This is a genomic window from Acinetobacter sp. YH12126, from assembly GCF_013418745.1.
In the GTDB taxonomy this organism is placed as follows: domain Bacteria; phylum Pseudomonadota; class Gammaproteobacteria; order Pseudomonadales; family Moraxellaceae; genus Acinetobacter; species Acinetobacter amyesii.
The window spans coordinates 18,396-42,354 of the sequence record NZ_VPBM01000011.1 but is presented as its reverse complement, the minus strand read 5'-3'; the positions used below and the strand labels follow the sequence as shown (position 1 = coordinate 42,354).

Below are 23,959 nucleotides of genomic sequence, written 5' to 3'. Positions count from 1 at the left end.
CAAAAAGTTCACAATTTATCCGTATTTAAATCTTATAATTCAATCATCTTTATAAACTTTTAACTGCCAATCATGACAAAAATAAAACCAGCAAAATTGATCGTAGCCATCATCGTTGCTTTGGCAATCGCTGTCACTGCATGGCATTTCCTAAAACCTAAAGAAACTCAGCCGCAATATATTACTGCTGAAGTGAGTCGTGGTGACATTGAAAACTCTGTACTTGCAACAGGTGTACTTGAAGCAACCAAAATGGTGAGTGTTGGTGCACAGGTTTCTGGTCAGGTGAAAAAGATGTATGTGCAACTCGGTGATGAAGTGAAACAAGGTCAGCTGATTGCCCGTATTGACTCGGTACGTCAGGAAAATGATTTAAAAACTGCAGAAGCCAGCATCAAAAACCAACAAGCGCAATTGGCAGTTAAACAAGCAAATCTTGCAAAAGTCCAAGCTGAATATAATCGTCAACAAGCAATGTACGCTCAAGACGCGACTAGTCGTGCAGAACTTGAATCTGCGCTAGCAAGTTATAAAACTGCGCAAGCTGATATTGCAGCCATTAATGCACAAATCGAACAATCACGTTTAACTTTAGCGACTGCAAAAGAAGACTTAGGCTATACACAAATTGTTGCACCTATGGATGGAACCATCGTGGCGATTGTGACTGAAGAAGGCCAAACCGTAAATGCCAACCAAAGTGCGCCAACCATTGTGAAATTGGCAAAACTCGACACCATGACCATTAAAGCTGAAATTTCTGAAGCCGATGTGATGAAAGTCCAAGAAGGTCAAAACGTTTATTTTACAACCTTGGGCGACAGTGAAACAAAACACTATGCTACCCTGCGCCAAGTTGAGCCTGCGCCAAACTCAATTAACACCGAAAGTAACAATAACACCTCTTCGTCTTCAAGTACTGCGGTTTACTACAACGCGTTATTTGATGTCCCAAATGAAGACGGTAAATTGCGTATCGATATGACTGCTCAGGTGTATATCATTTTAGATGAAGCCAAGAATGTCTTGACTGTACCTGCCGCAGCCGTTCAAACCTCGAACCGTCCACAACGTAGCCGTAATAATGCATCTGCAAATGGTCAATCTGCTGATAAAAATGCCAACGCAGAAGCTAGATCGAACAAAGACAATCCAAACCGTCCTAAACGTTTAGAACTGACTGAAGCTGAAAAAGCATTGGTCAAACAAGGTAAAGCGAGCGTTGCCATGGTACGTGTATTGCAAGCGGATGGTTCTGCGCAACCTCAACCGGTATTACTTGGTTTAAATAACCGTGTGACCGCACAAGTGATCCGTGGCTTAAAACAAGGTGACAAAGTCGTGATTGCCGACGGTTCTGATACTTCAAATGATTCAGCTAAACGCAGCAACCGTGGTGGTGCTGGCGGCCCAATGAGAATGTAATCATGAGTCAACATCAAACACCTCTACTCGAGGTCAAGAATCTGACGCGTGAATTCCCTGCCGGAGAAAACACCGTCCAGATTCTAAAAGGGGTCAATCTTGAGATTTACCCAGGTGAACTGGTAGCAATTGTAGGTCAGTCCGGTTCTGGTAAATCAACTCTCATGAACATTTTGGGGTGCCTTGATAAGCCAACCAATGGCAGTTACAAGGTCAAGGGGCGTGAAACCCGTGAACTTGAACCTGATGAACTGGCACAGTTACGCCGTGAATATTTTGGCTTTATTTTCCAGCGTTATCACTTACTCGGTGATTTAAATGCTGCTGGTAATGTCGAAGTTCCCGCGATCTATGCCGGTGCAGATGCAACCGAACGCAATGCACGTGCCAAGCAACTACTAACCGATCTTGGACTGGGTGAAAAAACCCAAAACCGTCCGAGCCAACTCTCGGGTGGTCAGCAACAACGTGTATCGATTGCGCGTGCCCTCATGAATGGTGGTGATGTTATTCTTGCCGATGAACCGACCGGTGCATTGGATAAGAATAGTGGTATTGAAGTAATGCGGATTTTGCGCGAACTCAATGCCAAAGGTCATACCATTATTTTGGTCACGCACGACCATAATGTTGCAAAAAATGCGACTCGAATTATTGAAATTTCAGATGGTAACATCATTTCAGATCAGCCCAATGTACCTGAAACAGATGATGAACCTTTAGAAAAACAACAACTCGTTCCAAATACCCAGAAAAAAACCTCAAGCTGGCGCTCTGCCGTTGACCGTTTAGGTGAAGCCTTCCGTATGGCGATTTTAGCCATGAATGCTCACCGTATGCGAACATTTTTAACCATGCTCGGGATCATTATTGGTATCGCTTCTGTGGTTTCTGTTGTGGCTCTTGGGAATGGTTCGCAAAAGCAGATTTTAGAAAATATCAGTAGTTTAGGTACCAATACCATCACGGTGTATCAAGGTCGTGGATTTGGTGATAACTCAAGATCATCGCAAGTAAAAACATTGGTTCCAGCCGATGCGACGGCCCTTGCGGAACAACCTTATGTTGACGGTGTCAGTCCATCAGTCAACTCATCTGTCACAGCACGTTTTAAAGACACAGAAGCGTCAACCACAGTAAATGGCGTGAGTGAAGATTTCTTCTATGTCAAAGGAATGAACTTCGCTTCGGGTCAGCCTTTTGATAAAGAAAGCGTGACTGAGCAAGCGCAAGATGTGGTGATTGATAGTAATACTAAAAATACCTTCTTTGCAGATGGCACCAACCCTGTGGGTCAAGTGATTTTATTAGGCAGTGTGCCGAGCCGTATCATTGGCGTGATCGAAGAACAAAAAAGCATGATGGGCAACTCAGATAGCCTGAATGTGTATTTGCCGTATTCAACGGTTATGAGTCGTATGCTGGGGCAGTCGAACATACGTAGCATCATTGTCCGCGTAAAAGATGAATACCCAAGTGCCGCTGCTGAAAACGCCATATTAAACTTGTTAGTGCAACGTCATGGCGCGCAAGATGTCTTTACACAGAACTCCGATAGTATCCGTGAAACCATTCAACAAACCACTGCAACAATGACCTTATTGGTGTCTGCGATTGCGGTGATTTCATTGATCGTCGGTGGTATTGGGGTCATGAACATTATGTTGGTTTCTGTGACTGAGCGTACTCAAGAAATTGGTGTACGTATGGCCGTGGGTGCCCGTCAAAGTGACATTCTGCAACAGTTCCTGATTGAGGCGGTGTTGGTGTGTATCTTAGGCGGTGTGCTTGGGGTTTTATTATCTTTAGGTATTGGACAATTGATTAGTCATTTTGCCGGGGGAACATTCCAAATGGCCTATTCAACAACGTCTATCGTTGCTGCATTTGTCTGCTCAAGTATGATTGGTATTGTGTTTGGCTTTATTCCTGCACGTAATGCCGCACAGCTGAACCCTGTCGATGCGCTTTCTCGCGAATAAGGAAATAATGATGCAAATGACCTTAACTAAACTTGCAAGTGCCTTCATTCTCGGAAGTAGCTTAGTCGGCTGTGCCGCTGTGGTTAAGACGCCGTATGAAGCCCCTGCAACACAACTCCCGACGCAATTTCAAAATGCGAAAGCCATGAGTCAGCAAGTTCATGCAGATACGTATGCTGACCAATGGTGGACATTGTTTAATGATGCTCAGTTGAACCAGTTGGTGAATCAAGTTTTAGCGGCCAATACAGACCTCGCGGTTGCAGGTATTAATTTACAGCAAGCTCGACTACAAGCAGGTTTGGCTGAAAATAAACAAGGGCCACGCGTGAGTTCAAGTGTTTCAACTGGACATAACTTTGACCTTAACTCAGGTGATGACTCATCAAAAGGTGTATCACTCAGTGGTGGCGTTAGTTATGAAGTAGATTTATTTGGTCGTTTGGCTAGCCAGACTGAGGCCGCAAAATGGGAAGCTTTAGCGACTGAACAAGACCTGCAAGCCACTGCCCAAAGCTTGATTGCAACAACAGCAAACCTATATTGGCAACTTGGCTATTTAAATGAGCGCTACAGTATTGTGCAGCAAAACTTAGCCAGTACGCAAAAAACCTATGACTTAGTCAAGGTGCAATATAAAGCCGGTGCTGTGTCAGGTTTAGATCTAACCCAAGCGGAACAGTCGGTCCAAAGTCAAAAATCGACCTTAAGCCAAATTGCCCAACAAAAAGTGGAAACACGCACTGCATTGGCTGTGTTGTTACATCAACCTGTGCAACAACTGAATATTTCAGAGCCGCAGCGTTTACCTCGAATTGCATTACCGACGATTGCAGCAGGTTTACCTGCCGAGTTGTTGTCTCGCCGTCCAGATTTACAAGCGAGCGAATTAAGATTACGTAAAGCTTTAGCCAATAAAGATGCAACTAAAGCCAGTTATTATCCCTCAATCAGTTTGACTGGTAATTTGGGTTCGAGTAGTACCTCTTTGAGTAACTTATTGCAAAACCCTGCTTTGACTTTGGGCGCAAGTCTCAGCCTACCCTTCTTACAATATAATGATATGAAGAAAGACCTTGCTATTAGTGATTTGGATTATGAAAAAGCCATTATTCAATATCGTCAGACTTTGTATCAGGCTTTTGCCGACGTGGAAAATGCGCTATCGAATCGTACAGAGCTCAGCCAACAAGTTGCTTTACAAGAGCGTAATGTACAGCTTGCAGAAAAGACTGAGCGTTTAACAGAAGTTCGTTATCGTAATGGTGCAATTGCGTTGAAAAACTTGCTAGATGCCCAAGAAACTACACGTAATGCACGTTTGTCCTTGGTTCAAACCAAGCAGAGTCAATACAATGCTTATGTGACCTTGATGCAGGCATTAGGCGGTAGTCCGATTCAGCAGTTGCCTTGATTAATATAATAAAAAGCCCGAAAGGGCTTTTTATTATAGAAAATTCCAAAACTTCAAATAATTATCAAACCCACGACCTCGTGTTTGCATAATAAATTCAATAAACGAAGTAAAACACAATAACCCTATATAAGCGCATAGAATACATATTAAATAGTGAGTGAGTCCAAATTTAGTTGAATTTAAGCTAACACCTTCAACCTCACGAGCATCATGATCATTTTTAAAAGAATAATTTCTATTAAACACGTGAATAAATAGATTACCTAATAATGAAATAAGATAATAAAAGAAAAAGAAAGATCGAGCATAGTCAATAATTTTGTTTCTTTTTAAACTTCCAGCCTCATCAACCACATATTCATATTTCGAATGGCTTTGTTGCACAAAGATTTGAAATGCAAAGCGCCCCTAATTGAGCCAAATTTAAGGCGTAACCTGGGTAAGTGGTCGACCTAATTCCGTAAATCTGTTGAGCACTGCTACACGTGCATGAATCTCATTCACTTGGCTATCTAAACTCCTTGCACTGAGTTTATCTCCTAATAATTTAATGCAGTACATCTTAGTTTCAACCAAACTTCGCCGATGATAGCCTGACCATTTTTTCCATAGTGTCCTGCCTAAACGTGTAACTGTTCGAAGTAATTCATTTCGCTCTAGCGAGCTACTCTTTTTATCTTTCCATGGTTTCGCATTTTTTCTAGGTGGAATCACCGCATGTGCTTGCCGATCTGCAATGACCTGACGGCATCGTTTTGTGTCATAAGCACCATCTGTATAGACAGAATCGATTTGTTCATCTAAAGGGATTTGAGCAAGTAAATCTTCCAGTACCTGTGAATCACTGACATTATTGGTTGTAAGCTGAACTGCTCGTATTTGTAGGGTTTTAGCATCTATACCAATATGAAGTTTACGCCATTGGCGACGATATTCAGGTCCATGTTTCTTGCGCTTCCATTCGCCCTCACCTAGAAACTTCATGCCTGTAGAGTCTATGAGTAGATGCAGCCCATCGCTACTTTTTTGGTAGCTGATTACAATATCAATATGCTTTTGTCTTCTACAAAGCGTGGTGTAATCTGGAGCTATCCAATTTAATCCGCAAAGTTTAATCAGACTTTGCACAAAGCCAGTAACCATACGTAAAGACAGACGAAATAAGGATTTAATCATTAAGCAGCATTGGATGGCTGCGTCGGAGTAGGTTTGATTTCGCCCTTGTTTGCCTTTTGATGGCGCATACCATTGCGTAGCAGAATCAAACCAAATGGCAATATTTCTGCGACTCATGAGTGCTCGGTTATATGCGGGCCAATTGGTTGTGCGGTAGATTTTGTATGTAGGCTTCTTCATTTGAAAATTATATCGCTGAAAAAGCCCTCAAGAACAGCTTTGTGCAACAAAGCCATTCAGCTCTGTTTTTTCTCTTTTCGGTTTTCCATATCGGGTCTTTATAAAATTGAATAAGGTTCTGTTTGGAAACGTGAATAGTCTGAGGTTTCAATCTACTTAATAAAACCTGCATAGCCTGTTTGAAAAAATGGTAAAACTATTTGGTTCAAAAAATAATGCTTGGTGTAACTTGTATGCTGTAAGTTCTCTTGTATTTTATTATTGCTTTGAGTGTAATGTTGCGACTCGAAAATCGTCAAATCACTATCCCAACCAAATAATGTCAGGCTGTGTTCCACTTAATTTTGATTAACTATTTGACTTTGTTCAGATATTCGTCTTCCAAATATATCATAACCATAAATGGTGATTTGACTATTGTGATCACTTTGGATTAAGCGATTAAGGTTTCTGCTTATTTGGCTGGTTTCAATCACATTTTTTTGGTAAATTTAATACACATATTTTTCAAACACCTACACCTAAAATATTTTAAAAGTCTTCGTTTTTTTTATCTGGAAACAAATATTCAATTATAAGAAAAATTACTGAAACTACAATACCTATCGTTTGAGTTATTAAAAAGAAAAACATTAGATCATTAAAAGGCATTATATAATCATCATTAAAATAATTATAAATAACGGCTAAAAAAAATCCTGTCAACCCCAGTAAAACCCCCTTTATAAAACAAAACAAATAGGGATGATTATCTGCTTTCAGATTAGATATAAATGTACCTAACACAATTTCAATAATTATATTGAACATATAAAAGTACTTCCTTTATTATTTACTGTACTGTGGTTCATCTAACTTTAGACTCGGATTCTCTTTAATAGGCTTTGTTGTAATAGATTTTACTGCTGTTTGACCATAAAATATTCTTTTTCCAATAGTATTTGTAGTATTTTTATAGAAATTCATAGCTGTAACATATTCTACTCCATTTGCTTTTGCAAGATTTGCGCCAACTCCTCCTGCTAATGCTCCCACACCAGCTACACCAAGAGTTCGCTTATAATTATAGGCATTGCATTTACATCTAACACTATCAAATGTTTGAAAACCACCGTCTACTGCAGCAGAACCAACAGCACCCATTATTGGTGCCTTTGCACCTGCTCCAAAACCGCCACTAATTACTGTAACTCCATATGGTAAAGTAGCGGCGGCAGCTCCAACTGTACCTACATTTCTCATTCCTTGCTGATTTCTTAAAACATTTGCATCTTGCTTATTTTTCGCAACACTTGACATAGTTCCTGGCAATAATGCACCCAATATTCCAGTACTTGGTCTATTTTGTTGTTTGGATCTTGCATCTTTTATTTTTGAAACTTGCCAAGCAGCTTTTTGTTGAGCGAATCTTTCAGCTGCATGCTTTTCAACTAACGCATTATTCGCAGCAACTTTTTCCCTTTCCCCTTGTGCCATCAACCCCATCGAATCGACCCATTGATTCGGATCGCTCACATAAATTGAATTATTTAACCCACCAAACAACCCAATCGGATCTTTACTCACATACCTTGCACTATGTGGCTCATAATAACGATATCGGTTATAATGCAATCCAGTTTCATGGTCATAATATTGACCTTGGAAACGGATATTGGTTTGCTCTAATAAATTATCACTAGTATTAATCTCTAAAGCACTACCCCATGTATTTTGTTTGATTTCCCAAATACATTCGCCCAGCTCGTTACTCAAAGTTTGTGGCGTCCCCACTTGGTTGCAGTGATAAAACGCTACTCGCTCTAATTCAGCTCTGTTCTTTCTCGTTTCGTTTTTCCATATCGGGTCTTTATAGATTGAATAAGGTTCTGTTTTAAACTTTGAGTAGTCGGGTGTTTCAATTAGTTTAATAAACCCTGCGTAACCTGTTTGCAGCAGCGGTACAAAGCTATTCGGCTCATAAACATAATGTTTGGTGTAGTTTTTATCATGCTGAGAATTGTCTTGATCTTTGTTTGACTGTTGCGACTCCCAGATCATTAAATCACCATCCCAACCAAATAAAGTTAAGCTGTATTCTGGTTTGTTAATCTTAAATAAACGTCTTCCAAACACATCATAACCATAGCTTGTGATTTGACCATTGTGGTCACTTTGAATCAGGCGGTTTAAGTTATCCCATGTCAGCTTTAAAGTTTTACCTGCTTGGGTCGTTTCAACAACATTCCCTTGTGCATCGTATTTATAGTGTTTGCCTTGATATTGGGTGATCAGGTTATTTTTCACTTGTGATGACTGTGTTGCAATCGGGTCAATCAAGTTACCTGCTGGATCAAAGGCAAAGTTCTCAGTTTTTTGTGGGCTTTGGCTTTTGATTAAGCGTCCAATTGGATCATATTGGTAATTCAATTTTCCTAAGCGATTATCATCCACTTGAGTCAGTAAGTAGTTATTGTCATATTGATAATGGCGTTCGGCTTGGTATTTTACTTGTTGCAACTGGTTTGGCGTTTCTTGTTCAGGTCGGATGATCTGCGAACTGAGCAATCCAACTTCATTGTAGTTTTTGGTTTGAATGAGACCATTTGCCAACATCCGTGCCGTTTCACGATGTAAGTCATCGCGCTGGAACGCCACCATGTCTTGTTGGTTAAAGGCGATGCCATAGATATGCCCTGAACCATAGCTGAGATTAGTTTGCACTTGTCCATCGGGGCGGATGGTTTTAGTTAAATTGCCTAACTCATCATATTCATAACGCAGTACTGCAGTCAGCGGCTTTAAATTTGGTACTTTGTAGTGCTGATGTTCACGTATCAATTGCCCCATCGGATTACGATAGAAATCGATCTGACTGACTGCATTTTTGGCTTGGCTTAGTTGGTTATTCAGGTTGTATTCAAATTCTTCAATTTGGCTATGTCCTGTTTGTAAATGAGTATAGGTTTTTGAGGCAATAGAGCCATCTTGGTGATAGCCGAATTGAGTCAAGATATTCGGTTGGCGAATCTGCAATAATTGCCCCTTATCATCATAGCTGTAGTGTTTTTCTTCACCATCAAAAGCTTGCTCAAAAGTTAATTGCCCAAAGCTGTTATAAGCAAATAAATATTCTGCGTGGTTTTGATTGATGAGTTTTTGAATCCGACCTTGCTTGTCCCATTGGTAGCCAATTTGATGCCGATTGGCGTCAATCCGTTGTTCTAATAGACCGACTTGATTGTAACGATACTGAGTGATTAAACCTTTGCTATCGGTATGCTTTAGTAAACGTCCTTCTTCATCATGTTCAAACTGTTCTTTTAAACCATCAGGATAAATGATCGCTTGTAGTTGTCCTTTGTCTTTGCCTTGGGTGCTATAGAGATATTTCACTTGCTGCAGATCAGCAGAGGCTTGAGCAATGAGTGTGCCTTCCTCATCATATTGCCATGCACTTTCTTTGCCCGAACAATCGCTATAGGACAACATTTGTCCAAGCTCATTGTATTGGATTTTTTTTGAGCCACCCTTAGCATCGGTAATTTCAACAATTTGATTGTTATTGTTATATTTATACTGCGTGGAATGACCCAGTGGATTGATTTCCTTGGTCACATTACCATCGGCATCATATTCTTTTTTCCAGATATTGCCTTCGGGGTCTTTGGTTTCGGTTAAATTCCCCGCTTCATCATAAGCAAAACGGATGATGCCACCATTCGGCTGTACAATTTTAACCAGTTGATCTTGGTCATTATAGACTTGTTCGATTTCTAGGCCTGCAAAATCAATCTGTCGGGTAATGCGTTTTTGACTGTCACGTGATAGCCATTTTTCTCGGCCATCGGCTAAGCGTGTGCGATAAGTAAAACCATCTAAGTCGAAATAATAATAGGTTGGTACATCATAGGCATCGTACACAGCAACTTGACGTAGTCTCGGATGCCACTCCAAACGGGTTTTAAAACTACCATCATCCGCCCATTCGGCAATCGCTTTGGCTTTGGCATCAGTCGACTCATAACGAATATTTTGCCCCCGTCCGGTACGGTCGGTGTATCGGGTCAGCTGATGTGCTTCGTTATATTCATAACTGCGCACATGCCCATTTTGATCAATCGCTTGTATCAAATTACCTTGTGTATCGTATTGATAACGCGATAGTGGCTCTGCTTGCTCATCTACAAAGGCTGCAATGATTTTCGCTTGCTCATTAAAAGCAAATTTAACTTTGTGCTTAGCCCGTTTGAGCTGAAAATCAATGGTCTGCAAATAGGCACTTTGTTCGAATAGAAGATATTCAAGTACAACTTTTTCATCAGTCTTTTCGTTGAATTGCTGAATCAGTTGATAGTGATTTCCGCCATTAAAACTATGAAAATGAAAATTCCAGTCGGAACCAAAATTGAGTAATAAATCTCCATTGTCTAAAGGCTCGATACTAAAGCCCTCATAAGGGACAATATATGCTTCATACACAATTGACTCAGGCAACTGATGCTTACGTCCATTGCTATCAATAAACAGATAGCCCTGTTGATTTTGCAAAATCACATTGGAAAAAGGCAGCATCCAACGTGCCCCCATAATGCTGTGATCAAATTCATTCATTTGCGAATTATATTGACGACTAAAAGCAAAACCAACTTTAGGTAAATAGAAATCGGTATGATTAACTCGTTCTGCACCTATCGCATAACTAATACTGTTATTAGTAGCTGAGTCACTAGGTGTAGCATCCTCACTTGGAATTGAACAAGTTGAATCATTGAGCGCATCCACCTGTAAAGCAACAAACTCCAAGGTATCACCTGTTGTATGCTGCTCATGCTCACCGGTTTGATGAATCGGCACACTGGCATTGGCTTTATTGCCTTGTGCTTTTATGGCTTTTAACGTGCCTTGAATTAACCACGCCAACGTATATTTTATGCCTGCATTGCCTTGTTGTTGAATTACATTGGGGAGCTGCTTTAAAGCTGCTGTTGCTTCATTTTGTAATGGCGTATTGCTTTGTGCCTTTCTAATTTTCGGCAGCATATTGGCAAGTGCACTGGTCTTGGTCAGATCTATCAGTGGCTTGGTCCAATTACTAAATTGTTCCGTTGGATCACGTTTTTCCGCCGTTGCCCCGAAACTAATGGTCGGGGAAACCAAGCCGCTTTTAATCGGTGCTGCAAAGGTGTTGAGTATTGCACACCCCAAAGTATTTGCACCTGAAAGCAATTCCGGCAATTTAGCTTGTGTTTCAATAAGAAACTTTTCTAAATCCCCCGCCATTTGTGCATTTAAATGCAAGCTCATACGGCGAATATCGGCTTCTTGAATTTTGCCATTTTCGGGATATAACTTTTCCGCCATTAGCCCCAATAGCGGACGTAACGCCATCCGTACATGCGCTTCGGCTTTAGGCTCTAAATATAAACCTATCAAGTTCATGCTGAGCAATGCTGCTTTTTGCACTGCCGCATCACCTTGTTCTTGTTCAGTTGCAAATAATAGCAAATCTAAAACAGCACCCGATAATGCAAAAATATTGGCAACCGTTGGTACATTAGCAAGACTTTTCAACTGCCCTAAGTTGGTATTACCACATTGCTTTAAATAGTTTTCAATTTGATGTGCAATAAACTTATGATCTTCTGTATGCGTCACACTCTCTAAGTTAAAAATCGCCAGTTCAACTGCTGGCTTAGTTGTTGTCTGTTGTTCTTGTTGAACATTTTGCTCAGTTGTCATGTAAAAACCTATTACTCAAATTCTAAATATTTAAAATTGTGTTTTGCTGTCGCTCTTATGAAGTACTAACCATTGTTCTTTTTCGGTCGTGTGGTTTCACTGTAAGTGAGGTAAGGACTTGAATATTGTTTCCGGTCCACCCAATCATCATCACTAGCAAGGACAGGTATCGCTTTTTCTGTTGCAGCTTCCGCTACTTTTATTTCAGGCACTTTAGGCACTGCGACTGGTGCAGCTGTCACATTCGTAGGCGTTGCAGAGCCTTCTCGAATGGTTTCTGTATAGGTCAATGCGCGTGTGGAATAAGAAATTTTACGGCCCACTATATCCTTATCAATGGTTGCTTGTGAGTTCTGAACTGCGGCAGCAGTTGACCCAGAAACGATGCCGTTACTCATTCCACTTCCACCTAATACGCTGGATAAGCCTTGTGCACCCTGACCCAAACTTGCCATTTGTGAAGCAGAAAGTCCCAAGTTGAGTTTCGATGAAATTGCAGATAGTGCGGAATTGGTGACTTGGTCTTTAAATTGATTTAATGCCTGTCCACCTAGATCTTTTAATGCATTTTTTCCGATATTTTTTAAAGAATCGGCATTTAAATTAAAGAGATTATCTTTTAACTGTGATGTTAAATTTTGCCCCAACGACCCGAGTGCATCCTGAATCAAGTCTGAAGCTCCCGGTACAACGTTTTCTGCCCATTGATAGTCACGCTTAAAATGACTCGCTGAATCCCAAGCACTTCGAGGATCTTTGTCGAACTCAACTTTAGCCGGTCCTGGTGCAATACCCGTTACTTGAGCAAAGCCATTGCCGTCTAATTTTCCTGTAACTTGCTTGCCCAAAGCATCAATCACTTTAAATCCAGTTCCGCTAAAGAAATCTTGACCACCATAGCTCTTAAGCAGTTCTAAGGCCCCTTTCATCGGATTAGAAGCAGGAAGTTGTGCAGACTTGCTAGCACTCGATGCTGGTTTAAATAGATGCTGCCCTGCATTTACTTCAAATTTACCGCCTGTCTTAGCAAAAATTCCCGAGCCATTTAAAGTCATTTGCGACGATGCACCTGTAATCACAATTTCTTTCGGACTACTGATTTCAATTTTTTCATCCGTCGAAGAAATCGTGATACCGCTCTTAGCTAAAATATCTAAAGCATCAGATTGTGCTTGAATTTCAATTTTACTTTGTGCTGCTATTGCTTTAATGCCACCTTGTGCTGCAAATAAACTGACTTTGCCCAGTGCTTGGCCCACAATATTTTTTTGCGTACTCAGGTTAATGCTATCACCGGCAATTTGGTTGATCATGCCTGTTGCTGATAAATGAATATCCTCTGGTGTACTCAGTGCAATACCATCCACTGAGTTAAGTAAAAGAATGGCTTTTTTAAATTTAGCGATATCTTTTTCTATTTCACTGGCAAAAGCTTTTAGCTGTTCAACAGATTCAATTTCATCTGTTTTTTGTTGTTTTGCAATATCACTTAAAGACTTACTATTACTATGACTCGTCTCCAGCTGTGTTCTTGCAATCTCTGCATCTAAATGTTCACCATTGGCCTTTTCCTGTTTATAAGTCGACACCAATAAACCTTGTCCAGCTCGTACTGCCCCCCATTGATCGGTCCGCAGCTCAAAACCTTCACCCCGATCTTCACTTTCTGCTTTATCTTTTGGATGACTGAGCTTACCGAGGTTCAGTTGGCTCGCACCATGACTACTTTGCAGCTGGGTACTAATTTGCCCCGTGGTGTCATCAAAGCGTAATTGACCAAAACCCTCTCCCGCCACTTCTTTGGAACGAATTCCCGCAAGTTTTTTGGTATCTGGTAATTGTCCTTTATTGTCAAATTTAGTGGGACTACGCTGCGCTTCATGAATACGACCCACGACAAAAGGTCGGTCAATGTTGCCATCAAAGAAATCAACGACAACTATTTCACCAACTCGAGGTAAGAAGCGCGCACCATAGCCTTCGCCGGCCCAAGGGGTCAGTACATCGACCCAAGCCGAGTCTGTGTCATTATTGTTCGCACCTGCACCGCCATCATGACCATGATCATCTGAACGGGTAAACAGAAAACGGACTTTTATCCGCCCCCATTCATCAACATGGATTTCTTCACCGGCAGGACCCACAACTTTAGCACGCTGCGGATGTGTTACTGGTCGATGTGTAAGCGGATTAAATTCAGGGACGGTCGTAATATTTCGACGTTGCAAAGCCAAGGTATTGGCTTGGCGTTCATCAGCATCGCTTTGTTTGACTTGCCACTGACTTTGATGGATCAGTTGTGTAACTTGATCGGTTAAGTCTTTGGGTAAATTATTTTGGTTATAAAAAGACTTGGATAAAATCAAAAACTCTTGATCGGCACCTCGATGCTGGTCAATCTCTGGATGCTCATCCAATTTGAACCAATAACCAACTTGTGTATCACGCACGGTACTTTTAGCAATAAATTGTTTGGCTTGAGCTGCATAATAATCACTAAAATTTTGATTGAGACGTTCAACTTGAGCACTATTAGAAGCTGTTGCAGCATCTTCACCATTCAGATCTTGCATCCATGCAGGGCTCACATGCCATGCTTGCTCTAAGCTTAAGCTCGCATTATCTTGATTTTGACTATGTAGGTGCTTGCTTTGTACTGCACCACCACCCTCGTCCTGTTCAAGCACATCCGCCTGCCACCGCTGCACATGCACCGACGTCGGTTGCAGACTGCGCTGACCGATAAAACTGGTCATACTGTCATTTTTTTCAGTCGCACTACTGCGATGAAAACGGATATTACGTCGCTCCAAAGCTTGATATTGACTATTATCATCAATCAAACGTAGCTTTTGGGCTGCGATGGGTGCCGCAGACGATGTTACAAAAGATTGAGCTTCATCAACCAACCAATGAATGCCTTCACTGCGTAATAAGCGGGTAATAAAATCATAGTCGGTTTCATTACTTTGCATCATGAATGGTCGAACGTCATACTCTTTTTTTAAGCCACTTAAGTCCAAACTTAAGCTCGCTGCAAAAAGTGGGCTCTTTTTTTGCCATTCCTTAAAAATAATCTCGACCACATCTTTGACCGATTTATTCATAAACACACGGCTATTACGACGCTTATGCCACAATGCCGTTGCATCTTCTAAGGTCAACTTATATAGCGTTAATGCACCATCACTTTGGCCTTGAAATGCTTCAGTAATGATCCCGGTAATACGGAAAAGTTGCCCAGCATCGGTCACCTGATCGATTGCGACTTGTGTACCAATAAATTGTTTGAGTTCTAAGGTGGCAGAAGTTGAGAGACAGATGAGCTGAACATTCAAACCTTCACTTAAGGCATGTTCCCCATCAATACGTTGCAAGAATACTTGTTCATTCAGCGTGGTATTGGAAAATTGAATATGCAAGGCACGTTTTTGTGGACTAATGCCCAATTTCTCAAGTGCAGAATAAATATTGTTCAGCATCGTTATTATCTAAAATCAGATTTTTATAAAATATGCGGGGTATTTAATCAAAAAAACTCATATTTTTCTAGGCATAATCTGCCTGCTTTTTTGGGTTTTATGTAAGTAAAAATTCAAATTTCTACATCAATTCTTTATGTTATTTTTACTCTATTTATTTCTGCATTAAAAAAATATAGAGACCATCAAACTAAACTTCAGGTCTCTTCATACCACCTTACTGCTTTGCATCGCGATTAATTGGTATATAAAAATGCGTGAATATTCTCCAATTGCTCTTGTGCTTCGACATAGCCTTGCAAGGCCGCTTTTTCCAAATATTGCTGTGCAATTTTAAGATCACGCTCTACGCCCATGCCATGAATATATAAATAGCCCAATCGCGTTAACGCCGCAGCATTCATCCCCTGAGCCGCTTGTGCATAATAACTATGTGCCTGAGTTAAATCTTGCTGCACACCCAAACCATGTTCTGACATTTCACCAAGCTGGTACAAGGCAGTCACATTTCCTAATCCCGCCGCTTGCGAGAAATACTGCAACGCTTGTTGGAAATCTTGTGTTCCCCATTGTCCTTTTAAATTAACTAGACCTAGTTGCGTGAGTGCATCAGGATGGCCTAATTTCGCCGCCTTCAACAATGCTCGCTGTGTTTGACTATCATCAAATGAGAGATCAGGCAAGATATTGTCCACGGCTAAACGATAGAGATACCAAGCAGCATCCTGCGAACCTTGTTCTGCGGCTTTTTCCAGATAACTCAAACAGTGATCACGATGTGCTAATGGATACTCTGGCAATGCATAAAAACGTCCAATCACATAGTTTTGATCAGCGACACACGTAATGGACATATCATTTAAGTGTCTTGCCGCTTCAACTAAAAGTTGCTGCGCTTGCTTGATATTTCGCTCAACACCGACGCCGTGTAGATAGCATAGGGCCAAACCGACTTGGTTAATGAATAATGGTTTGAATTGATACGCTGTTTGATATAACTCAAATGCTTTTTGCGGATCATCACTAACCAAATACTTTTCAAAATACAGCGCTGCAATAAGACTAATTGCATCAGCATCTTTAAGTTGAGCAGCTTCGGTCAGAAAGCGAAAACCTAAAGTTTCCTGCTTCTCCAAATACCAACCATGAAAATGTGCAATACCTAATAATCGGCTGGCTGCAGCAACTTTGTGCTCTTTGGCCTGCTGCAAAAGATCATGATAAACCCGCTGACGCTGATCGACGTCGATTTTACCCATCAATACTGCTTGATAATATTCATACAACTGCTGCTGGTGCCCGAGTAGCAATCCTCGCTTTAAATATTGCAATGACTTTTCATCATTTTGTGCAAGATACTTTCCTTGAGCATAGAATTGCTGCAATTGCTGAATAGCCGCCATATGGTCTTGTTGAGCAGCTTTCAGTAAATATTCCAATCCTAGAGCAATATTTGGCGTGGCTTGGTTTAAATAGAACTGTGCCAATTGATACTGTGAATTGGCATGTCCATTGTCCGCATTTTTTTGCAACAAATCTAAATGTTGCTGCTCGGCATGTGTTTGATCTTCTGGGTTTAGTTCGGCGAGTCGATATTGTGCATCCAAATGACCGCGTGAAATCGCATGTCGATACCAATACTGCGCTTTTTCAAGATTGGGTACACCGCCATAGATACCTTCTTCAACTTGTCCCAACACATATGCAGCATCATCGCTGCCTAAACTATTGGCTTTTTCCAATAGAGCCAGCGCATTTTCCACACTGACTTCTCTGCCTAAGCCTTGTAAATGCATCTGTCCCATAGCGACATAGGCCTGTGGAATTTCATGCTGTTTGGCCAAATTTTGATACAACTCATAGGCACGCGCATAGTCGGTTGGTGCATCAAGCATTAAACGTTCTGCAAATTTCAGCTGTGCATCTAATTGATCTATCCACAAGTCATGCCCAATCGCTTTAGCCTGATCGCGTTTTACTGGATCGGGTCTTTTCCACATCCAAAACGCAAGTGCTCCCATCCCCAAAATTAGTATCAGTAAAAACCACATACTCGCCCCAAAAAAATCAATATTTTAATTATTCCAACATTGTGTCTGATTTTAATTCTATATACAAAAAAAGCACCGAATTCGGTGCTTTATTTTTTTCAAAATGAGATAGCTGTCATGTTTTTGCTCGTTTTACATCAAGTTTTTTGAGCACCTCTGACACAGCCACCATCGCAAAGCTGGACGTCACGACTACTGCTGAACCATATCCACCACAACGTAAGCCTGCACTTGGACAAACATCAGCACTGGAAAATGGATTATCAATCGAATAAACACAGGTAATCCCAAACTTTTCTTTCGGCTTTTTACAAATGCCTTTGCCGCGTAATTGTGTCCGCAATTTAGCTAACATTGGGTCTTGCTCTGTTCTTGATAAATCTGCGACTCGGATTTTCAGCGGATCAAGTTTACCCCCTGCTCCACCGGAAACGATCAACGGAATTTTATTAAAACGGCAATGTAGCATTAAGGCAAATTTGGCCTTCACATCATCAATACAATCTAGAATTAGGTCAGGAGCACCTGCCAAAATTTCTTTGACATTTTCGGGTGTGAGATAATCATCAATCAAATTTATTTTGATTCGGGGATTAATCGCACGGCAGCGCTCTGCCATCACTTCAATTTTTTCATGTCCCAGTGTCGTGCTCATGGCAGGCAATTGTCGATTAATATTCGATGCAGCAACGACATCCATATCGACCAAGGTCAGCTCACCAATACCAGTACGCGCTAAAGCTTCGACCGCCCATGAGCCTACACCACCAATCCCAATCACCATGACATGACTTTTTTCATAATGATGAAAACTTTCATCACTATATATTTTGGCTACGCCAGCAAAACGGCGGTCATATTCATCATCTTGGAGCAGTTCAGTCATAGGTTTGGAAGCTGTGTTAAATCAGCCGCCATTTTAGCAAATTCGCTACTTATTTTCTTTGATAAAACGCAATTCAGCAGACAGCGCAACAGAGCGGCATTCGCATCAGGTCTAAATCCATCAAAATAAACATTTACAGTGAACGGAGGTCTGCTTTAAAAAGTATAACCATAAATCTAAAACTTAAGTGTGTATTGCCATGGACATCCATCCTCTGCTAAATAATTTAAAAATTACCGATGACAAAAATGAAATGGATTTAGACACCGTGCATCGCTTTTTAAGCCATACCTATTGGTCAAAAGATATTCCGAAAAATTTGGTGAAAAAAGCGATTGAAAACTCTTTGGCCGTGGCTCTACTTCTCGATGATGAACTCATCGGTTTTGGTCGTGCTATTACGGATTATGCAACTTTTGCTTATTTAGCCGATATTTATGTCGCCGATGAGCATCGAGGCAAAGGCTATTCAAAATTAATTGTGAGTACTTTATTTGAAAAATGTGGCTCCGCAGATCTCAGACGCATGTTACTTGCAACGGCGGATGCACATGGTCTATATCGTCAATTTGGCTTCACTGATTTGGCTCAACCTGCAAGTTTTCTCGAGATTCATCAAGCCAACATCTATCAACGATAGAGAAAATATCTCAGATAAAAAAAGAGGCTTTCGCCTCTTTTTCGATCTTACAACCTTAGTCTTTATTCATAATAAAGAAATATTCACGGTAGTATTTAAGCTCTGCAATCGAGTCACGGATATCATCCATCGCTAAATGTGAAGCATTCTTTTTCAAGCCACCCATGATCTCTGGGCGCCAGCGTTTCGCCAATTCTTTCACTGATGATACATCGAGATTACGGTAGTGGAAGTATTGTTCCATTTCAGGCATTAAACGATGCAAGAAACGACGATCTTGGCAAATTGAGTTACCACACATTGGTGATGATTTTGGATTCACCCATTTTTTCAAAAATTCTAAAGTTTGCTGTTCAGCATCTTGTGCTGTCAATTTACTACGACGTACACGTTCGATCAGGCCTGATTGACCATGTTGGCGAGTATTCCATTCATCCATTGCATTGAGCACACGGTCAGACTGATGTACCGCAAGCACAGGCCCTTCCGCCAGAATATTTAAATTATCATCCGTCACAATTGTTGCAACTTCAATAATCTGGTCGTTATCTGTATCTAGACCTGTCATTTCAAGGTCAATCCAAATCAGGCGTGTATCAGGTGTGCTGCTCATAAATGTGCAATCTTATTAGGCTGTAAAAATGAACATAGTAGCAAATTTATTGGGCTTGCGCTGTAAATAGACCCTGCTTTCATGCTATTTTTGCCATCTAGTTTTCATGGTTTTTTAGGATATGAATGGCTTTAATTCGTAAGCGCCGACTGACTGAACAGCAGCAACGTCGCATTCAGAAGCAACATAAATCTCGTCAGGAAGAAATCGATACTTCTGCAGATTTGGAAGGCTTGGTCGTCCAACATTATGGTCGTCAACTTGAAGTTCAAGCGCTGTCTACACCCGATCAACATCCTGAAAAACCCATTGTGCAAGCAGGTGAACCTGAACCCCATTGGAAACCCATCGAATTAGGCAGTGTTTGGCGCTGCCATACCCGTACCAATCTCGAATTATTGGTGACGGGTGACTGTGTCAAATGGCAAGCTGACCCGATCACAGGTTTAGGGATTATTACCGCGATTCATCCACGCCAATCTTTACTGACACGCCCTGACCGTTATCACAAAGTGAAACCTGTCGCAGCCAATGTCAGCCTGATTGTGATTGTATTTGCACCACTTCCTGAGCCAGCACCAGGTCTGATTGACCGCTATTTAGTGGCCTGTGCAGATGCCGATATTCCAGCATTATTGGTCTTAAATAAATCCGACTTGCTTAAAGACAACGATCCGATCTTAACGCTATTACAAGAATATCGTGACTTGGGCTATGAGGTCATGCAAACCCAATCTGATGGTGACTTAAGCGCACTTTCTGCTCGACTTTCTGGTGAAACTGTCGCATTTGTAGGTCAGTCTGGGGTTGGTAAAAGTACTTTAATTAATGCCATTGTTCCGGATGCTGCGCAAAAAACCAATATTATTTCGGAAAACTCCGCGCTCGGTCAGCACACCACCACCTCTACGCGCTTAATTGCGTTTGGTGAAGGTTCTGCATTGATTGATTCACCAGGAATCCGTGAATTTGGTTTATGGCACCTAGAATTGGAAAAAGTTCAGCAAGGTTTCCCTGAGATCGAATCACATTTGGGTTATTGTCAGTTCCGTAACTGTACGCATAAACATGAAAAGCAATGTGCGCTTAGAATGGCGGCTCAAAATGGCGAAATTTTGCCGCGCCGATTAGACAGTTATTTACGTCTGATCGACGAAATCACGGAAGCGCAGCAAAAAAATTAATTTTTATTCTGTTCATGCCCTTGAAGGGGTGATTTTGATCACCATATTTATGGGCTATACTCTTGGCAATTTAAAATTGTAGTTAGGTGAATTGTGGAACGTTGGTTCGAATTTATGGGGAATCACCCCTTCTTATTTGGAACGCTGGCTGTATTAGTCGTGCTGTTCTTTATTCTTGAAGGCCAGCGTAATGGTCGCAAAATTTCACCTCAATCTTTAGGGATTTTAGTTAAAGCTAAAAATGCTCAATTGATTGATTTACGTGATGCGAAAGACTTCCGCGAAGGTCATATTAGCGGTAGCCGTAATATTCCATATAGCCAAATTACAAAACACATTGAAGAGTTAAAAACTTCTGATCGCCCGTTGGTTTTTGTATGTAACCTTGGTCAAGTGGCAGGTTCTGCATTGCAACAAGTCGGTCATGCAGATGCATACCGTTTAGACGGCGGCATTAGCAACTGGAAAGCTCAAGGCTTACCTCTAGTTAAAAGCAAATAAGCGCTTCTTAGGAGATTAACATGGCTGAAGTTACGATTTATTCAACAACTGTATGTCCTTACTGCATTCGTGCAAAACAGCTCCTAGAGCGTAAAGGCGTGGCTTATAAAGAAATTAATTTATCAAATGAAGCGCCTGAAGTACGTGTTGAATTGATGCAACGCACCAACCACCGTACCGTTCCTCAAATTTTTATTAATGATCAGTTTATTGGCGGTTTTGACCAACTTTATGCTTTAGAGCGTGAAGGCAAACTCGACGGCATGCTATCTTAATTTTAAACATAAATCGTCACCTCATATTAAGGAATAAACAATGAGTGAAGAACAACAAGCTCAACCACAATTGGCATTAGAGCGTATTTATACTAAAGATATTTCTTTCGAAGTACCTGGGGCTCAAGTATTTACTAAAGAATGGCAGCCTGAACTAAATATCAACCTTTCTTCTTCTGCAGAAAAAGTTGATCCAACACACTTCGAAGTTTCACTGAAAGTTGTCGTTCAAGCGAACAATGCGGGTGACACTGCATTTATCGTTGACGTTACTCAAGCAGGTATCTTCCTAATCGATAGCGTTGAAGAAGAACGTCTTCCTTACATTCTTGGTGCTTACTGCCCAAATATCTTGTTCCCATTCCTACGTGAAGCTGTGAACGATATGGTTACTAAAGGCAGCTTCCCACAATTATTGCTTACACCAATTAACTTCGATGCTGAATTCGAAGCGAATTTGCAACGTGCGCAAACTGCTGCTGAAGGCCAAGCTTAATCGCTTATCTTCAAATCTAAAAAAGACCGCTTTTGCGGTCTTTTTTATTGCCTTTTAGCTTCCCCCTTTACTAAAAGGGGGAATGAGGGGGATTTACTTCTACTTAACAAAATCCCTCCCACCCTCCCTTTTAAAAAGGGAGGAGCAAATTACTCAGCATCTGCCATTAGATCAGCGCTCATACCTACAGTATTAAAGCCAGCATCAACATACAGAATTTCACCTGTGATACCATTTGCCCAAGGTGAGCAAAGGAACAATGCTGCATTACCGACATCTTCAATGGTGACATTGCGTTTAAGCGGTGCGACTTTTTCATTTAGATCTAACATTTTACGGAAAGATTTAATCCCTGAAGCCGCTAAGGTACGAATCGGACCTGCTGAAATCGCATTTACACGAATACCTTCAGCGCCAAGACTTGTTGCCAAATAACGTACGCCTGCTTCTAGTGACGCTTTTGCCATACCCATAACGTTATAGTTTGGCATTACGCGTTCAGAACCTTGGTAAGTCAGCGTCAATAAGCAACCTTGACGTGCAGCCAATAAAGGTTTTGCCGCACGAGCCATCGCAATAAAACTATATGCGCTGATGTCGTGAGCAATTTTAAAACCTTCACGGTCGGTAATATCAGTGAAATCGCCATCTAAAGTATGTGCCGGTGCAAAACCAATTGAATGCACAACACCATCTAGACCATCCCAATGTTTAGCAAGTTCAGCAAAAGCGGTATCAATTTCAGCGTCCACTGCTACATCACATGGGAAAACTAAAGTTGAACCAAATTGTTCAGCAAAATCATCTACACGTTTTTTTAATTTTTCGTTTGGATAAGTAAAAGCCAGTTCTGCACCTTCGCGATGTAAAGCTTGCGCAATACCAAATGCGATTGATAACTTACTTGCAATACCCGCGATTAAAAAGCGTTTGCCAGCCAATAGTCCTTGTGCCATGTGAAACTCACTCAAAATAATTTAACAGCATAATGCCAAGTCTAAAGCATTTTAGAAATTGCATAATGCGCCTTTTTTTAGAAAACCATCATTGCATGCACGATGCAAATAAAATCAGATTCAATCAAGCGGCGTCATATTTGTTGCCGCTTAAGCGTCCAGATGCAATGCCTGTAATGAATTTTTCCATAAGATCTGTGCAATCTCAGACTCAGTACGGTTTAAGCTCTGAGCTAGCCCCTGCAATACATAGGGCAAATTGACTGGCGTATTACGGGTACGCCCTTCCGTCGAATGCTGACAACATAAGGGTGTCATATCGGGACAGTCGGTTTCTAAGACCAAATGATCTAAACCCAAAGTCTGAACCACTTGATGTAATTTTTTTGCATTGGGATTGGTGATTTGCCCTGTTACACCAATTTTAAAACCTAGCTTGGTAAATGCCTTCGCTTCTTCAACACCACCACTAAATGCATGTGCAATACCACCGAGCTTAAATTGATGCTTTTTCAACATCGAAAGCACCTCCGCATGGGATTTGCGAATATGCAGCAATATCGGTTTATCAAACTGCTGTGCTAATTCAAGTTGTGCGGAAAAATACTGCTGCTGCTTTTGAAAAAGTTCGGGCTGTTTATGCTGTTTCAAAAAGGTATCTAAACCTATTTCACCGACAGCAAGACAATCATGCTGCTTTAGCATCTGCTCCACATCGAGCAAATGTTCTGTACGATGTTGCTCAATATAAAACGGATGTAAGCCGGGAGCTAAATAGCTTTTGGGAGCATTGGATAAACGATCTAAAAACTCTTGAGTATGCAGCAAATCTTGAAAACGTGACTGTACAAAACCAATCAATACTAACGCATCGACACCCGCCTGTTTGGCAGCATACGCCAACTGTTCCCGATCAGCGTCAAAATCGGGAACATCAAAATGCGTATGCGTATCAAACAGTGAGTAAGTCATTG

The 23,959-nt window shown here is 41.1% G+C and carries 17 protein-coding genes; 8 read left to right on the top strand and 9 right to left on the bottom strand.

What is annotated here, in order from left to right:
- The first annotated feature begins 72 nt into the window (after positions 1–72).
- Genes FTU62_RS09635 through FTU62_RS09625 form a run of 3 tightly spaced genes read left to right on the top strand, consistent with a single transcriptional unit; the run spans position 73 to position 4,821 of the window.
- Complete coding sequence (locus tag FTU62_RS09635) at positions 73–1,425, top strand: MacA family efflux pump subunit (protein WP_180102540.1); 1,353 nt, start codon at positions 73–75, stop codon at positions 1,423–1,425.
- A gap of 2 nt (positions 1,426–1,427) precedes the next feature.
- On the top strand, positions 1,428–3,407 hold the full coding sequence (locus FTU62_RS09630) for a MacB family efflux pump subunit (RefSeq protein WP_180102539.1): 1,980 nt from the start codon (positions 1,428–1,430) through the stop codon (positions 3,405–3,407).
- 10 nt (positions 3,408–3,417) lie between these two features.
- Complete coding sequence (locus FTU62_RS09625) at positions 3,418–4,821, top strand: efflux transporter outer membrane subunit (RefSeq protein WP_180102538.1); 1,404 nt, start codon at positions 3,418–3,420, stop codon at positions 4,819–4,821.
- A gap of 426 nt (positions 4,822–5,247) precedes the next feature.
- Here FTU62_RS09625 and FTU62_RS09620 read toward each other — a convergent pair whose 3' ends face one another.
- The 6 genes from FTU62_RS09620 to FTU62_RS09595 form a co-directional block, all read right to left on the bottom strand.
- Positions 5,248–6,180, bottom strand: a complete 933-nt coding sequence (locus FTU62_RS09620) for an IS5 family transposase (RefSeq protein ID WP_180050115.1) — start codon at positions 6,178–6,180, stop codon at positions 5,248–5,250.
- A 531-nt stretch (positions 6,181–6,711) separates the two neighbouring features.
- Positions 6,712–6,990, bottom strand: a complete 279-nt coding sequence (locus FTU62_RS09615) for a hypothetical protein (RefSeq protein ID WP_180036263.1) — start codon at positions 6,988–6,990, stop codon at positions 6,712–6,714.
- Between the two features lie 18 nt (positions 6,991–7,008).
- Positions 7,009–11,901, bottom strand: coding sequence for an RHS repeat-associated core domain-containing protein (locus FTU62_RS09610; protein ID WP_180102537.1), 4,893 nt, complete (start codon positions 11,899–11,901; stop codon positions 7,009–7,011).
- A gap of 65 nt (positions 11,902–11,966) precedes the next feature.
- Complete coding sequence (locus tag FTU62_RS09605; protein WP_180102536.1) at positions 11,967–15,383, bottom strand: type VI secretion system Vgr family protein; 3,417 nt, start codon at positions 15,381–15,383, stop codon at positions 11,967–11,969.
- A 236-nt stretch (positions 15,384–15,619) separates the two neighbouring features.
- Positions 15,620–17,434, bottom strand: coding sequence for a tetratricopeptide repeat protein (locus FTU62_RS09600; protein ID WP_180102535.1), 1,815 nt, complete (start codon positions 17,432–17,434; stop codon positions 15,620–15,622).
- A gap of 115 nt (positions 17,435–17,549) precedes the next feature.
- Entirely contained in the window at positions 17,550–18,320 is a 771-nt protein-coding gene (locus tag FTU62_RS09595) for a ThiF family adenylyltransferase (RefSeq protein ID WP_180102534.1), read from the bottom strand.
- Between the two features lie 199 nt (positions 18,321–18,519).
- Here FTU62_RS09595 and FTU62_RS09590 point away from each other — a divergent pair, with 199 nt between their 5' ends.
- On the top strand, positions 18,520–18,960 hold the full coding sequence (locus FTU62_RS09590; protein WP_180102533.1) for a GNAT family N-acetyltransferase: 441 nt from the start codon (positions 18,520–18,522) through the stop codon (positions 18,958–18,960).
- 55 nt (positions 18,961–19,015) lie between these two features.
- Here FTU62_RS09590 and orn read toward each other — a convergent pair whose 3' ends face one another.
- The gene (orn, locus tag FTU62_RS09585) at positions 19,016–19,573 is read right to left on the bottom strand and encodes an oligoribonuclease (RefSeq protein ID WP_067763591.1); all 558 of its coding nucleotides are present in this window, start codon (positions 19,571–19,573) and stop codon (positions 19,016–19,018) included.
- A gap of 125 nt (positions 19,574–19,698) precedes the next feature.
- Between orn and rsgA the strand changes: the two genes are divergently transcribed.
- The 4 genes from rsgA (at position 19,699) to secB (ending at position 22,029) form a co-directional block, all read left to right on the top strand.
- A complete protein-coding gene (rsgA, locus tag FTU62_RS09580) occupies positions 19,699–20,757 on the top strand; it encodes a ribosome small subunit-dependent GTPase A (protein ID WP_180102532.1) in 1,059 nt (352 codons plus the stop codon).
- A gap of 93 nt (positions 20,758–20,850) precedes the next feature.
- On the top strand, positions 20,851–21,258 hold the full coding sequence (locus FTU62_RS09575) for a rhodanese-like domain-containing protein (protein ID WP_078189639.1): 408 nt from the start codon (positions 20,851–20,853) through the stop codon (positions 21,256–21,258).
- A gap of 20 nt (positions 21,259–21,278) precedes the next feature.
- Entirely contained in the window at positions 21,279–21,533 is a 255-nt protein-coding gene (gene grxC / locus FTU62_RS09570; RefSeq protein WP_078189640.1) for a glutaredoxin 3, read from the top strand.
- A gap of 40 nt (positions 21,534–21,573) precedes the next feature.
- Positions 21,574–22,029 carry a protein-export chaperone SecB gene (gene secB, locus FTU62_RS09565; protein ID WP_078189641.1) on the top strand — a complete coding sequence of 152 codons (456 nt, stop codon included), beginning with the start codon at positions 21,574–21,576 and terminating at the stop codon, positions 22,027–22,029.
- A 149-nt stretch (positions 22,030–22,178) separates the two neighbouring features.
- On the opposite strand, the gene FTU62_RS09560 is transcribed toward secB, so the two are convergent.
- On the bottom strand, positions 22,179–22,985 hold the full coding sequence (locus FTU62_RS09560) for an enoyl-ACP reductase (RefSeq protein WP_078189642.1): 807 nt from the start codon (positions 22,983–22,985) through the stop codon (positions 22,179–22,181).
- 150 nt (positions 22,986–23,135) lie between these two features.
- Positions 23,136–23,957 (bottom strand): TatD family hydrolase, encoded by an 822-nt coding sequence (locus tag FTU62_RS09555; protein ID WP_180102531.1) that lies wholly within the window; start codon positions 23,955–23,957, stop codon positions 23,136–23,138.
- Positions 23,958–23,959: the final 2 nt, after the last annotated feature.

What these genes read in the sequence shown, in the direction of transcription:
- FTU62_RS09625 (WP_180102538.1), top strand. Translation starts at nt 3,418, where the DNA reads ATGCAAATGACCTTAACTAAACTTGCAAGTGCCTTCATTCTCGGAAGT.
- FTU62_RS09615 (WP_180036263.1), bottom strand. Translation starts at nt 6,990, where the DNA reads ATGTTCAATATAATTATTGAAATTGTGTTAGGTACATTTATATCTAAT.
- FTU62_RS09605 (WP_180102536.1), bottom strand. Translation starts at nt 15,383, where the DNA reads ATGCTGAACAATATTTATTCTGCACTTGAGAAATTGGGCATTAGTCCA.
- FTU62_RS09595 (WP_180102534.1), bottom strand. Translation starts at nt 18,320, where the DNA reads ATGACTGAACTGCTCCAAGATGATGAATATGACCGCCGTTTTGCTGGC.
- FTU62_RS09630 (WP_180102539.1), top strand. Translation starts at nt 1,428, where the DNA reads ATGAGTCAACATCAAACACCTCTACTCGAGGTCAAGAATCTGACGCGT.
- FTU62_RS09620 (WP_180050115.1), bottom strand. Translation starts at nt 6,180, where the DNA reads ATGAAGAAGCCTACATACAAAATCTACCGCACAACCAATTGGCCCGCA.
- FTU62_RS09555 (WP_180102531.1), bottom strand. Translation starts at nt 23,957, where the DNA reads ATGACTTACTCACTGTTTGATACGCATACGCATTTTGATGTTCCCGAT.
- FTU62_RS09610 (WP_180102537.1), bottom strand. Translation starts at nt 11,901, where the DNA reads ATGACAACTGAGCAAAATGTTCAACAAGAACAACAGACAACAACTAAG.
- rsgA (WP_180102532.1), top strand. Translation starts at nt 19,699, where the DNA reads ATGGCTTTAATTCGTAAGCGCCGACTGACTGAACAGCAGCAACGTCGC.
- FTU62_RS09590 (WP_180102533.1), top strand. Translation starts at nt 18,520, where the DNA reads ATGGACATCCATCCTCTGCTAAATAATTTAAAAATTACCGATGACAAA.
- grxC (WP_078189640.1), top strand. Translation starts at nt 21,279, where the DNA reads ATGGCTGAAGTTACGATTTATTCAACAACTGTATGTCCTTACTGCATT.
- FTU62_RS09635 (WP_180102540.1), top strand. Translation starts at nt 73, where the DNA reads ATGACAAAAATAAAACCAGCAAAATTGATCGTAGCCATCATCGTTGCT.
- secB (WP_078189641.1), top strand. Translation starts at nt 21,574, where the DNA reads ATGAGTGAAGAACAACAAGCTCAACCACAATTGGCATTAGAGCGTATT.
- orn (WP_067763591.1), bottom strand. Translation starts at nt 19,573, where the DNA reads ATGAGCAGCACACCTGATACACGCCTGATTTGGATTGACCTTGAAATG.
- FTU62_RS09600 (WP_180102535.1), bottom strand. Translation starts at nt 17,434, where the DNA reads ATGTGGTTTTTACTGATACTAATTTTGGGGATGGGAGCACTTGCGTTT.
- FTU62_RS09560 (WP_078189642.1), bottom strand. Translation starts at nt 22,985, where the DNA reads ATGGCACAAGGACTATTGGCTGGCAAACGCTTTTTAATCGCGGGTATT.